The sequence below is a fragment of the uncultured Aliiroseovarius sp. genome (assembly GCF_947497285.1).
Classification (GTDB): Bacteria; Pseudomonadota; Alphaproteobacteria; order Rhodobacterales; family Rhodobacteraceae; genus Aliiroseovarius.
The window spans coordinates 16,487-29,725 of record NZ_CANMFT010000003.1; the positions used below are offsets into that span (position 1 = coordinate 16,487).

At 58.6% G+C, this 13,239-nt stretch carries 8 protein-coding genes; all 8 read right to left on the reverse strand.

From position 1 onward, the window contains the following. Positions 1 to 52 precede the first annotated feature (52 nt). The 8 genes from Q0864_RS05650 to Q0864_RS05685 all read right to left on the reverse strand — a co-directional run bounded on the left by Q0864_RS05650 (position 53) and on the right by Q0864_RS05685 (position 13,231). Entirely contained in the window at positions 53 to 1,093 is a 1,041-nt protein-coding gene (locus Q0864_RS05650; protein ID WP_298566808.1) for a lipocalin-like domain-containing protein, read from the reverse strand. Beyond that, positions 1,083 to 3,461 carry an ABC transporter permease gene (locus Q0864_RS05655; protein ID WP_298566809.1) on the reverse strand — a complete coding sequence of 793 codons (2,379 nt, stop codon included), beginning with the start codon at positions 3,459 to 3,461 and terminating at the stop codon, positions 1,083 to 1,085. Before Q0864_RS05655 ends, Q0864_RS05650 begins: the two co-directional genes overlap by 11 nt. Then, entirely contained in the window at positions 3,458 to 4,114 is a 657-nt protein-coding gene (locus Q0864_RS05660) for an ABC transporter ATP-binding protein (protein ID WP_298566810.1), read from the reverse strand. Before Q0864_RS05660 ends, Q0864_RS05655 begins: the two co-directional genes overlap by 4 nt. 235 nt (positions 4,115 to 4,349) lie before the next feature. Beyond that, the gene (locus Q0864_RS05665) at positions 4,350 to 5,402 is read right to left on the reverse strand and encodes a hypothetical protein (protein WP_298566812.1); all 1,053 of its coding nucleotides are present in this window, start codon (positions 5,400 to 5,402) and stop codon (positions 4,350 to 4,352) included. Positions 5,403 to 5,450: 48 nt separating this feature from the next. Next, positions 5,451 to 8,852, reverse strand: a complete 3,402-nt coding sequence (locus Q0864_RS05670; protein WP_298566813.1) for a D-Ala-D-Ala carboxypeptidase family metallohydrolase — start codon at positions 8,850 to 8,852, stop codon at positions 5,451 to 5,453. 22 nt (positions 8,853 to 8,874) lie between these two features. Next, positions 8,875 to 11,091 carry a C1 family peptidase gene (locus tag Q0864_RS05675; RefSeq protein WP_298566814.1) on the reverse strand — a complete coding sequence of 739 codons (2,217 nt, stop codon included), beginning with the start codon at positions 11,089 to 11,091 and terminating at the stop codon, positions 8,875 to 8,877. A 154-nt stretch (positions 11,092 to 11,245) separates the two neighbouring features. Beyond that, positions 11,246 to 12,385: a PQQ-dependent sugar dehydrogenase gene (locus tag Q0864_RS05680; protein ID WP_298566815.1), complete on the reverse strand. Its 1,140-nt coding sequence runs from the start codon at positions 12,383 to 12,385 to the stop codon at positions 11,246 to 11,248. Positions 12,386 to 12,505: 120 nt separating this feature from the next. Continuing rightward, a complete protein-coding gene (locus Q0864_RS05685; protein ID WP_298566816.1) occupies positions 12,506 to 13,231 on the reverse strand; it encodes an SDR family NAD(P)-dependent oxidoreductase in 726 nt (241 codons plus the stop codon). Positions 13,232 to 13,239 lie beyond the last annotated feature (8 nt).

Sequence of the window (13,239 nt, forward strand, 5' to 3'; positions counted from 1 at the left end):
ACGGCCCGCAGAAGACGTGCAGATTTTGTGCAGAAGCGCTGGATTGTTCGGGTCACTCGTAACCCGTCATCTCCAGATATCCCTGTCCGGTGTGGCTGCCGGCTATTTTGACCGGCCCTTCCCAATAAGGAATTGAAAGCCCCATCCACGCGTTTGGGTTCAGGGCTGTGACGACCACGTCGACCTCGCGATCCGGTAGCGTCACGCGCCACTGTGTTGGCAGGTCGCGATCAGCGACGGTTGTGTTGGCCAGCGGCGTAGCGGAAAACGCACCGTCGCCATAGGCGGTCGTCGCGCCATCCGGTTCGATCCAGGTTGAAGAACTGTATTGCGATCCGTCGGTCTGGCGAAGCTGAAACCCCATCAGCTTTGACCCTTGCGCAAAGGAGAGCGAGAACCAGTCCCAGCCGGACTGCCGCTCTGACAAAGGCTGCGATGACCATTCGCGATCAAGCCAGGCACTGCCTGTGACCGCGACGTTGCCAGTGGGCAGTTTGAGCGTGCCGTCAATCTGAAGGAACGGCTGGGAATAGTAGTAACTCGCCTGTCCATCAGCGGACTTGACCGAATACCCTTTGTCCCCATGAAAAACCAAAGGTCCATTGGCTTTGAGCGACATCTCATAGCCAAAATCAGGACCGCTTGCGGAAAGGTTCATGGTGTCAAAATCCGCGCCCTCAAGTTCCCATTCGTCGATCCACGCACGAAAGGGGCTGGCTGATACGCCGGCCTGACCGATTCCACCACGCGCAAAGCGTTCCGTCGCAAAATGTTGATCCGGCGTTGTGATGGCTGCATGGGCAAACCAGACTTGCGGAGACTGCCAGCCCTCAGCCTCGCCGGGTGCGAGCGCCGTTCTGAAAAGCGTCCATTGCAAACCGTAAGGCGTCCCGTCCTGCCCGGTCAGGTTCGCGGTCAAATACCACCATTCAATACGATAGTCCGGGTGCGCGCCGTGATCAGCGGGAAAGCTGAAAGTTGGATTGGGGCGGGGTGCTACAAATCCCTCGGCATCACTGCCAAGTCCGGAAAACCCCTGCGCCAGAACACTTGTCGGCCACAGCAGCAAGAAAAGGAGCAGTCTAACGTTCACTTGCAAACACCTTGAGCAAAGTCGAGGGCGGCGTGCGCATCAGGCGCAGTGCAGGCCAGGTTGCGGCCAGAAACGCGGCGACCAGCGCGTAGCCACCCAGTTGCAGATAGTCGAGCGGAAACAGATACATCGGCAACTTCCACCCAAACGCTTCGACGTTGATAACCGTCAGCAAAGTCCACGCCAGCGCAAGCCCCACCGGGATCGCGCAAAGAAAGACCAAGCCAGCCAGCAAGACGGCGCGCGACAGCTCTAACCATCCTAAACTGCGACGGGTCAAACCCAAGGCCCAGACCGAGGCAAGTTGCGGCACACGCAGGTCTGCCAGTGTCAAAAGGCTCATCAAAATTGCAAAGCTGGCAACGCCGAGCGTCAGGATATTCAACGCAGATGTGACGACAAAGGTCCTCTCGAACACCTGCATAGAAAGTGCCTTGATGGCGACCTGATCAATTATCGCGCTGTCTTCAATGCCAAGCTTTTGCACAATCTGCCGACGCAATGCGGCCTCCGCTTCAGTGCGTATGCCAAACTGGGCGGGATAGATGCCGGGATGAAGGTCCTGAAAGATATTCTCAGACACGATGACTTGACCTTGCGGGTTTCCGTAATCCCCCACGACAGCCGCAACTGGCTTCGTCAGACCCTGTGCCAGAGACACCTGATCCCCAACCCAAAGACCAGCCCGGCGCGCAAGCTGTTCATTGAGGATGACTGCGTCGCCGTTGTCCACAGCATCCCATGCGCCGGGGGCTTCGTCCAAGAAGTTCCAATTGTTGCGATAGGTTGGGCCGACACGCACGCCGTAAAGATCCACAGGAAGGCCCGCGACGTTGGCTTGGGCCGTCAGAAGCGGCAAAATCTCGACCCCATTGTCTTGCAAGAAGGATTCCAACGCGGCGCTTTGGCTGGCTGTTTCGACACGCACGAATAACTCCGGCGCGAGCCGTTGATCAAGGAATGCGACGAAGGTCAGCCGAAAGCTCGACACCATGGTCGAGACACCGATATTGGCCGTGACCGCAAGCAACAGGGCCATCAGTGCAAGGCTGAGGCCCGGCAGTTGTTGTCGTGTGTCGGCCCAGAACCAACGCCACACAGGGGCGATTGTGTGTTTTTCCAGCGAGGTTAAAATCCTTGCAGCGATTGCAGGCAGAGCCATTGCAGCGCCGATCAAAAGGCACCCCAGCAATGCAAAACCGGCCAATAGCCCATCCCAAATCAACGCCAGCGCAGCGGCACTGGCCAGCAGGATAACCGCGCCCATTGATTGCAGCCGAAATCGCGATGCAGTGGCTGTGACCCATGCGCGTGGTCGGACGCTTGCCAAAAGCGGCATGCGCGCAATTTGCCAGATCCGGGTTGAAAGGGCGACCGCCGTGCCCGCAACGGCCAGCACGAGTCCGGACACCAACCACGCCGCGCGCAGCTCTAGCGTGCCCGAGATCTGAGCCCCATAAAGACCGCGCAAGGTCGCCGCGACATCCGGTAACAACAGGGCTGCGATCAGATACCCCAATATGATGCCCAAGCCTGCCCCGATCAGGGCAAGCGTCATCATCTCGACGGTGATCAGGGTGATCAGGGTGCGCAGCGGAACACCCAGCGACCGCAACGTGCGGATCATGCCCCGCCGTTGTTCAAAGGCCAGCCCAATGGTGCTGTGCACGATAAACAGACCCACGGCAAAGCTGAGCAGCCCGAATGCGGTCAGGTTCAGGTGAAAACTGTCGGTCAACTGCGCGACATCTGCTACTTGCGGCGCGGTCTGAATACGCAGGTCTGGCGCAACGGTGCTGAGGTCTGGTTGATCAAGCGGTTGATCGGGAAGCAAAATGAGGCGGCTCAGATCGTCGCGCCGCAATATCTGCTGGACGACACCAATGTCCCCGATCGCCATACCGGGTGCGACGCTTTCATCTGCTGTGACCCGTGTCACCGGCTCAAGAATTCGCGCTGTTTCCTGATTTGCAAACAGGGATTGCCGGCTTTCGAACATCAGCGCAGAGGACGGCGATGCAGGCGCGTCTGCCACCAGATCAAATGGCGAGGTTGCAGGATCGACGCCAACCAATCGCACGCCTTCCAACCGGCCTTCAACGACAGGCGAGACGAGCCAACCGGATCGCCTGAGTGAAACGTATTGCTGTTGCGAAATGCGATCACCCTCTTTCGGGATCAACTGATCGAACTGCCCCCGCCCCAGCGTCGCCGAAGCCGCGTCATAGCTTGCCCGCGCTTCTGCATTGATCGCCTGCACGCCCGACCAAAGCGCTGTCGCCAAGGCAAGGCCTGCGAGAAAGGCGAACAGCTGGACGGGGTTGCGGCGCCAATGGGACAGTAGCGCACGCAGGCAATGTCCAGTCATGTCAAACACCCGCCATGCAGATGCAATTGGCGGTCCATGCGTGCGGCAATGATTGGGGAATGTGTGACAACCATCAGCGTGGCACCGGTTTGCGACACCAAGTTCAGCATCTGTGTCAAAACATCTTCGGCTGTTGCCTCATCCAGATTTCCCGTGGGCTCATCGGCCAGCAACAGCTTTGGTTTCGCGGCAATCGCCCGCGCGATTGCCACGCGTTGCTGCTGTCCCCCGGACAGGGCCTCGGGGTATTTTTTCAACTGATCTGACAATCCCAGCGCGGCTACGATCCGGTCGATATGCACCGGGTCGACGCGCCCGGACAGCGCGGCCTGAAACTCGATATTTGCCGCAACTGTCAGCGATGGGATCAGGTTGAACTGCTGAAAGACAAGTGCGATGTCGGTTCTGCGCAGGACAGCACGTGCGCGGTCGTCAAGCGTGGTCAAATCCTTGCCAGACACCCACACGTGACCTGCGTCCGCGTCCTCTAACGCACCGGCGATGTGAAGAAGCGTGCTTTTCCCGCTGCCAGATTCTCCTTGAAGCGCGAGTGTCTGCCCCGCCTCAAGATCAAAACTGACATCCCGCAGAACAGGGACGGACCCCTCGCTGTCGCGGAAGGATTTTTGAACCGCTTCAAACCTAAGAACCATTGCGCGCCTCCAACGTCAGCTTAGGTCCGCCGGGCGCCGCGAAAAACCTGGCACTACGGCACCCTGAACCAATGACGGCTTGTGGACGGTTTTCAAAGCAACTCTGGATGAGGAAGAAAGCCTTGGTCATGCTGCCTTTAAGCTGACCAGCCCCACCCAAGTTGTCCAGTATGAATGTGCGCGCATGTCTGGGCAGGCAATCCGCCCCGTCATCTTTGTCTTTCCGCACTGCGCACTAGCCAAAAAAGGACAGATCGGCAAAGGACCCGATGGCGCTGGCCAGTATCGGTGACACGATCGCCAGAGTGGACTTCAACGCATCCAGACTGGCGATCTGGTTGATGTTGAACCCTTCGATATCGGCGGCAAGCTCTGGCGACCCAGCCTGTTCTACGGCGGATTTGAAACGCTCGATCCGAAGCCTCAGGATCAGGCTGACCGGCATATAGTAAGACAGGATCAGCACCGAATACGTCACGCCGCGAAACAGCGATACTGAATTGACCAGACCTTCATGCGCAGACCGCACGGTGTCGTCTGCAATCAGCGCGCTGGGCCAGGTCATCCAAGCAAGAACCAGCACCATACCCGTCGTCAGCAGAATGCCAGAGCAATACAGGTAACGCTGCGCGGTATCTTGAGCCAACTGAAGCGCACGCCCTTCGGCAACCAACCCGTCAGGTGTCGCAAGGTCGGTTGAAGCGGGAGCCGCAAGCGCCAGAACCATTCCCGTGATGACCGCGCCTGCCGCCAAGGATGTCAGGATGTTCACCCGGTCGAGCAGATACTTCATCGCAAAGAAGGCACCTTCACCGTTGCAGGCCTGTGCCAATGCAGCCCCCGGCGCGCATCCCGGCAATTCACCAGCCCCCAGCGCGGTGCGGAACAGATTGTCGCCCAGAAGATAGTGGGATTCGAAACTGTTTGGCATCCACTCCGGTTCAAACGTCGAGAACATGAGCGAGGCGGCAATCACCCCCACAACCCCGCACATCGTGTAGCAAATCGACCGCATTGTATGGCGCGCATACAATTCAAAGGTGAAGATCGCCGTCAACGTGATCGTGACCGCGCCAAAGAACAAGAGCGCGGCCAGAAACTTGTATCTGGCATCCAGTTCGGCCAGCCTTGATGTTTCATCCAGCTGCACACCTGTTACCGACACCGAGGTATCGCCAAACGTGCCCAGCAAGAACTCCGACACCGTCAGAACCAGAACCGGCAACACCAGGATCAACAAGTGCTTCGGGGCGATCTGAAGCTTGCTAAAGTCAGACAAGGTTGCCATTGGACCTCTGCCTCCTCATGCCGAGATCAAGGGGGTGAACAGGACCATTCATCCGATATCGATATCAGCAATCAGGCTTTTTCGCGTGTCTGCCAGCTTGTCGCGAATGATATCGCGCACATCGGCATAGATCGTCGGGCTAAGCGCGACCTTCTGTGCCGACAGCCAGTAGTCCAGCTCGTTCTTGCCCCAAGACACGAACAGGATGTTCTGTTTCTTGTCCTTGTAGCTGAAATTGAATGCACCAAGCGCCATGCTGATCACATCGCCGGAAGCCTCGGCGCTACCGATCTGAAAATTCCCACCGGTCGAGGTCGAGGTTTCGAAATCGAAAAGTTTGATCTTGCCGTCATCCGACGCCAGCCCGCGCAAAGCCTCGATCGCGCTTTCGACGATCTTGAACTGATTGCCTGTCGCTACTTGCGCAAGGGTCGCCAAAATCACCTTGTCGAAGCTGCCGCTGCCTTTCATCTTCTGGCTGGATTCAAATGGCGCTGCTTCGCGCGTCCACCCCATCAGGCTGAGCATCTCCATATAGGTTGCGTGCCACGCGGCTCGCTCGGTGACCGGATCGGCCTTGGCGTCCGCGGCGCGTTGGGCAAACAGCGTCGACAGCAACACATCCTCTTTCTGGCTTGGCGTCAGATTCTCAACGAACGAGATTACGCTGGACGCATTGACCGCGGCTTGCATGGTTTGCTGATGCGCGGCGGATTCAGAGGTCGGGTCAAAGTCTTCACCGGACCGAGCCACCGGATCGGCAAAGGCCGACCTCCGCGATTTGCTGTCAGGCGCTGCGCGTGGCTTTGCCAATTTCGTCGCAATCAGGATTGCCAAACGTTCGGCCAAACTGCTTGGCCGGCGCGTCAGCAAGGGCGTCGTGGCAGGCAGGGCTGCGCTGCGAAACGCGGGTGGCCAAGTGTTGTTGGTGCCGCGCGTATCGACATGGGTGAAGCTGTTGTATCGCCCGATCCCGCCGGTAAAGAAGCCCTCTTTGTCACGCAACCAACGCAACGCTTGCGCCACGTCCGGTGCCGCCATGCCGGACACTTTGAAATCCAATGCGCAAAACCGCACGTGCTGGCTTCTGGTCGCCCCATTGATGCACGCGTTATAGGCCGGTGCCCGGTAGGCGTTGGTGATCGCGATGGGTTTGTCCAGCCTGTCACGCAAGTGATCCAACACCTGAGCGGTCTTGGCGATATTGGTCCAAAGGCTGCGCGGCGGATAGCTGTTCTTACCCTGACAGGCACCGCCCGGCGTGTTGTGACTGCCGCCAAGGATCAAAAACTCGTCGGTGCTGAAATTCTTCAACCCCAGTGATTTGATGAACCCGTCAAAGTCGGAATAGTCCGGCCATTGCAAGGCGGCCGTTGCGCTGCGGAACCCGGCGCCGCGCGCCTTTGCCGACAGGATCGCATCAACTTCGGCGTCGGGCAGTTGATCATTCTCATCGCCTTCACCTTCGCCTTCATCATCGACCGCCTTTGTGACAGCCGTCGCGCTGGGCACGGTGATGGAACCACCCCCGCACGGGGCGGAACTCTGCGCCACGGGTTGCAACGTGAACGGCCGGTCGGAGACAAAATTCGGCTCTTTGATCAGGCGTTCAAACAATTGCGGCGTCTGGCTGTCACTGCCTATTTCAACGTCGATCGCGTCCCGAAAGGCGCGATAGCCTTCGTTAAATCGCCCGTTGTCCCAGACCCTCAGCAGCGCGCCGGTGAAGGCGCCGTTTGCAGGCCCGTCCATCGCAAATTGTTCGTCCTTACACGCCCCAAGGTTCAACACAGACGCTTGAATGGGACTGCTGAGCGGCGCGGTCATGACGCTTTCCTTCATCGCGCTGTAGGATTTGGAGGCCTCCCGATACGCGGCTTCATTCGCGCGCCAAACGCGGTCTTCGACATGCAGAGGCATTGCACGCACCCGCGCATCGGGCGTGATGGTGCGGCCAAACAAGGCTGACGGTGCCGTCGGCCCAAACTTCGCCATCGAACCGGAGTGGCAGGTGTCAGGCACGATTAACACCCGCACCCCGTCCCTGAATTTGGTCCAGAGCATGTAAAGCTCGTCATCGGCGATCTGGAAATCGTAAAGACACAAGGTCTCGTCCATCTTCTGGTCGCCATCATGGTCTTCATCCTGATTGAAATCAGGCACGCGCCCACCGTGCCCCGAAACCGACAGCAGAAACATGTCACCGGGCTGCAAGTCCTTGGCGGCGCGTTCGATCTGGTCGACAACATTCTGTCGGGTGGCATCGTGGGTCAGCAGCAATTCCGGTTTGAACCCTTCCGCAAGCGCGATGTCCTGCATGGCAAGCGCATCCGCCTCGCACGCGGCCAACTGACCATCCCAGCCATCATAATGCGCCGGGTCCACAGTGTTCAGACCAACATGAAGCGACATGCCATTCGCGGTTCCACCCGCGATAACAGGCGCGCTTTGCAGGGACCGGGAAATCTGACTGGCAGACCCAAAAGGACCACCTATGATCATCGGCGGACCACTGCGTGCATTGGCGATGCGGTTGATTTCGCGCGCGAATTTTCGCGACACATCGCGGTAGCCATCATTGACCGGGTGCAGACCGTCGAACCAACGGTGATCCCCCACAACACCGCGGCAGTCGATATAGGTCACATGCGGCATGGAACGGGCCAACCTGCGCAAACGGCGGTTGAACTGATCCATCATTTCGGCCGCAATGGCTTTTTGAAGGGTCTTGTCGCGGATCCCGCGCTGTTCCATCGGCTTACCCAGCCAGCGGTCCTTGTTCGGCACCGGATAGTCATATCCGTGGCACAGGATAGAGACATGCGGGAAATGCTGATGCACCTGCCGGAACATCCGCCCATAGTGCTTCAGCGCGTCATCCAACAGCGCCTGAAACGAAGGCAGCAGATAGTCTGCTGGCATCAAGTCAGGGTCGAACTCCTCTAGGTGCGACGCCAAGGCTCCGCTGGCCACCAGATCGTTGCCTCCGCCCGACAGCAGCAGGATCTCGGCGCCCGTATCTTTCAGCGCGCCCAGATATTCCTGCTTGTCCGCCATCCGTTTCAAAAGGTCGCCAGCCGCGCCAAGCGAATAGATCGCGTATCGTTTCATCAGGTGATCAATCGTGTCGATCAGGCGAAGCGGATACTGAAACCAACTGTCGCCTTCGGACACGATGATCGGGCCGTCATAGCCGTCAGAAAGCTTTTTCTGGAACTTGCCCTTGCGGCTCATTCTGGAAAACCAATTGGCTGAGTTCATCACCGCAGCACTCCGCTGCGCGGCATTCGGCCCGCGCGGGATCTGCACCGTTGCCGGGTTCAACTTAAATTGCGGCGCGAAGGGGCCGGATTGCTCTTCATCGAGGATGAAGTATTCGGAAAGCTCGGCGTCATCTGTATTCAGATCCGCCATCTTGGACATCAATTGTTCCACTGTAATCTTGGCCATCGTCTTTCTCCTTCGCGTTGTCTTAATCTCCGGGTTGCTCGTATCCCTTGATGAAATCGAAAATGCTGTTGGTGATCGTCGTGTCCTTGTTCAGGGCCGATTGTTCGATCCGATCAAGGTCATGTTTCTGCGCCGCAATTCTGTTCAGCCGAAAGACAGCACCAGGTGCGCCAAAGGACGCATCTGCGGCGACCTCTGCCATGCCCATAAAGGGTCTGGGACGCAGCAGGTAAGGTGCGTTCGTGTCGTCGGCGGCTTTGGGCAGGGGATAGCGATCTTCGAACGCGCGCGAGACCAGATGCAGGATGGATTTACCATAGCTGCCAAAACAGATGCGATCCTCAAGCTCTGGTGTCGGCACATAGATCCGCGCCCGCGGTTGGGCCTTTGTTTTCAATAAGGGCTGGACGACAGGCCTGCGGGCTGCGCTTTTGCGTTTCTTCTTGCCAGAGATCTGTCCGTTCATCACATCGACAAGCGGCATCAACCGCTTGTTGGCACGCGGCATTCCGATCGCCGGGTGGATCAGGTGCAGTGAATCAAAACGGTCCATCCCGCCGGGGGTAAGCGATGACGGATCGAACCAGCGCGTGTTTTGTTCCAGCAATGACAGCATCTCGTGGACCACCAGCGCGCCCGCGCCTTCCGCCACCACATGCAGTTCACAGCCGGTGTCCTTCTTCAGCTTCAGAAGGTCCAGAAGGAAGCTGCCGACAAAGCCCGTCTTGATGTGGTCAAGATCCTCGGCTTCGTAGTCTTCATAGGGCAATTCTTCTGTGCCGCGCAGTGCCCGACGCGCGCCAAGCTCGATATCGCGCCAGAAGGCCCGCCCGACCCCGCGCACGCGGTTTTCGATCAGCTCGTCCAAGTGGGCGGCATTCTCGCCCGCCTGTTCTTCGCAACTGTCGAACAGGCTTTGCAGCACCTCCAGAGACTTCTCGACGAAGCTGTTGCACCAGAAAACCGTGTAAGGATACAGCCCAAGATCCTTGATCAGTGTCTTGCGCCCGACCGCGGCGGCAAAGGCAGGTTTGATCCCTTCCAGACTGCCCGGTATCCACACCAACACGCCACGATACCTGGGCTTTTCTGCAGCCGGCTCGGCGTTCGGATCCAGCCGGTCTTGCAGATAGCTTTTGGTGCGCGACCATCCATCCTTGAAGGACGGATATGATCCCGTTGTCACGTGATACCCATCATCCAGATGCATGTAGTGACCCACCAGTTCGAAACACGGGGTCGAGCCCGTCTGGATGCGCCCAACGACACCTTTTGTGCCCTTCTCGCCAACTGACGCGCCAAACGCAGAAGGCGCGAAGACGCCCAGCCGCAGCACCCAGCTGTCCACGACGTTCTGCGCCCAATCCGCATAAGACCACAACCCGATCCCCGCCTGACCCTTGTAGCCGCCCCAAGCAGGCCCCCAAGAGTTCATCACGTGAAACCCGTTTTCGTCATAGCCGGTCAGCACAAAGGCATGCGTGCCGGTTTTGCCCAGCGCTGGCGGCCACGTGATCACGCCACCTGTCTCTGGCGTCGCGTTCAGCCAGCCATCATGGACATTGGCAGTCGTCAGCACGGCCTCGGCATCGTTCAGTGCGGCATGAAAGTGGTTCAGGATCGACGCCAGACGGAAATACGCCCCCAGCCCGATTTCCCGCGCTTTCTTTGCCTGCGCAACCGTGGTGAACTTGCGCGCATGGTCAGGTCCGTTTGCAACATAGCAGTCGCTTTGCCACCGATCTTGGTCCGTCGCAGGCGTGTCGAACGGCCAGTCTCGGCAAACGCCATGGTGATAAAACCCCTTGATGGCCGACCGCAGCGTCAGAATACCCTCTTCGGCCAGCACGTCGCCGTTTTCAAGCTCGGGGTAGCGATCGTGGAATGAGGCAATCCGATAGAGCATATCGGCGCTGACAATATCCTTCTGCCGTTCTGACAGATCGCCCGGATATCCGTTGCCCAATGTGGATGAGCGCCGAAGTTGCTGCAAGTTGCGTTGGATATCGATCAGGTTGGCCAGCGCGAAGCCAACGCACCGCCCACTTGACCCCTGATTTCGGACACCGAAGATCGGACTGTTCAGCCCTGAATTCGGGTCCGTCTGCATGAGCTTGCGGTCGATCGTAACCGTGTCACGCAGCACTGAAAGATTGGGAACATAGTCCTGATCGCGCAGGTCCACCCAGTCGGCGCGCACACCAACGTCGTTGATTAGCCCTGAAGCGAATTCGGTCATCGGGTAACCGCCAATAAATTTGCAAAATCTGGAACTATCTACTCAACGGGGAAAAAATACGTTCGAATTCTACCACAACTTCCCTCAGACTCCAAAAAGAGGCCTGACTTGAGCCTCAAAAGGGGTGCAAAAGATGTAGATTTTCGATTGCAGCTTAGGGGCGCGTCAGCCGCAACAACCGTCCGCCGTTTTTGTCTTCCAGCACCCACAAGGCACCCTGCGGCCCTTGTTCCACCTCGCGAATTCGCTTGCCCCAGGAAAACCGCTCGACCTCGGTCGCGGTGTTGCCGTCCAGCGTGACGCGGATCAGCGCGCGGCTGACAAGGCCGCCGATAAAGGCGTTTCCTGTCCAATCCGGGAACTGATCACCCGAATAGATCACCAGACCGGAGGGCGCGATGCTTGGCACCCAAAAAGCGCTGGGTGCGGCAAATTCCGGGCGCGTGTCGTGGTCGGGAATTTTTGTTCCACTGTAATTGTCGCCGTTGGACACAATCGGCCATCCATAATTCCGGCCGGGCTCGATCAGGTTCAGCTCGTCCCCGTGGCGTGGTCCCATTTCATGCGCCCAAAGCCGCCCCTTGGCGTCAAAGGCAATGCCCAACGCGTTGCGATGGCCCAGCGACCATAAGCTTTTCGCCAGATCGCCTTTGTCCTGAAAGGGGTTGTCTGCAGGCAGCGTGCCGTCATCGTTCAAGCGAATGATCTTGCCAAGCGCCATGTCCCAGTGCTGCGCCGGGGTTTGTTCCTGACGGTCGCCCGAGGTGATGAACAGCTTGCCGTCTTGCGCCGTGCCGCGTGGGCCAAATGCCAAACGGTGCGAAAAGTGACCGCCACCGGGCCGATGTGGCGATTGCGACCAGATGCGTTGCAGGTTGCGCAGCGCTGGCTTGTCCGACAAATCCAGCACTCCGCGCACCACGACCGCACCGCGCGTCGCGCCGTTGTCCTTGGTCTCAACAAAGGACAGATAGGCAAGCGAATTGTTGGCAAAATCCGGGTGCAGTACCACATCGCCCAAGCCACCCTGACCACCAACCTTCACCCGCGGCACACCCTTAACCGCGCGCTTGGTGCCATCCGTGGACACCACCCAAAGCTTGCCCGGCTTGGTGGTGACAAGCAGGCGATCCTCATCAATGAATGTCATCGCCCACGGGCTATCAAATGCCGCGATCGAAGTCGCCTCCAGCCGGTTGCCGGCCGTGCCTTCAACCGAGAAGGCCAAGGCCTGTGTCACCGACATGAACAAGGTGACGAACAGAAAACAGATGGCTTGGATGACGGGTTTCATGGGGCACCTTTGGTCAACGATCATGAATTAGCATGGCTTTCACGATACTAGATCATCAAGGCCGCTGTTGGGCAATTCACACAACCGCCCTGTCCCATGCGCGACGAGATGCCGATGCCCCTACCATGGCACCGGATCGCCGCGCCAATCGAAGAACTGTCCCGTGTCGCCTTTGGTCAGATTGCCAACAACGCCCAGCAAATGCCCGGCCGCCTGAGCAGGCGTGTGAACCTTCAACCCCGTTTTGGCAAAAGGTGCCGACAGATCTGTCGCGACGGTGCCGGGGTGAAGCGCCACGCAAAGCGCGTCGGGTGCGCGCCGGGTTAGCTCGATTGATGCCGTGCGCACAAACTGGTTCAAGGCCGCTTTCGACGCGCGATACCCATACCAGCCGCCCAGCCGGTTATCGCCGACCGAGCCGACCCGCGCCGAGAGCGTCGCAAACACCGATTTGCCAGTGCGCGGCAGGTGGGGCAGTAAATGCTTCATCAGCAGCGCCGGACCGATTGCGTTGACGGCGAAGGCGTGCTCAAGACTGCGCCGGTCAAGCTCTGACCAACTTTTTTCCGGGCGATCATCCCCAATGTGCAGAAAGCCGGTCGCATCAATCGCCAGCCGGATTTCCCCGGAGGCCGCGGCGAAATCGACCGCCTGTTTCATCTGCGCATCCTCCAGCAAATCAAACCGAGGGTCACTTTTGCGGCCCAAGCCGATCACTGCATCGAAATGGTCGACGTCGTTCAAAGCCGCAACCAAAGCGGACCCGATCCCACCAGACGCGCCGAAAACGACCGCGATCCCGCTGGGATCGAAGGATTGCAGATCGAACACAGGTGTCTCATCCATTTCTACGC